At 36.7% G+C, this 461-nt stretch carries 1 protein-coding gene; it reads left to right on the top strand.

The genetic code is table 11. The annotated features are described in order from the left end of the window. Positions 1-214: 214 nt before the first annotated feature. A partial coding sequence (locus BMX40_RS15620) for a transposase (protein WP_090871629.1) occupies positions 215-461 on the top strand: 247 nt, incomplete at its 3' end.

The following is a 461-nucleotide window of genomic DNA, read 5'->3' as shown; positions in this document are numbered from 1 at the left end:
CACCAGTCAAACGTTCTGGTCCCTGGTTCCGCTATTTGCTCAAAAATCTACCAAATTTGGGTGAAATGGAATCCTGATTCCGCTATTCAACCAAAATGACTCCTATTCAAGGTCCATTATGCCATTTAGCGGAACGAATGAAGCTAGAATAAAAAGTGGATACCCTTTAACGAACATCATTTTAGGTTAAAATGATAATCATAGGAGGGGTTCCATGGGTGAACATCGGCAAAGGTATAGTGAAGAATTTAAAAAAGAAACTGTTAAATTTGCGCAAGAACAACAGCAAAAGAAAACAATGAGAGAGATTGCAGCTGAATTAAAGCTTCCTTTAAGTTGTTTGCATGATTGGATGACGAAATATCGTGAATTTGAAAATGAACCTGTTGCAGCTGAGGAACGATTGAAAAAGTTAGAACAACAATTGAAAGAAAAAGAACGCGAACTAATGAAAAAGGATA

This window comes from Oceanobacillus limi, assembly GCF_900111445.1.
Classification (GTDB): domain Bacteria; phylum Bacillota; class Bacilli; order Bacillales; family Amphibacillaceae; genus Ornithinibacillus; species Ornithinibacillus limi.
The sequence above is the reverse complement of the archived record's forward strand: the minus strand, read 5'-3'. Positions and strand labels throughout refer to the sequence as shown.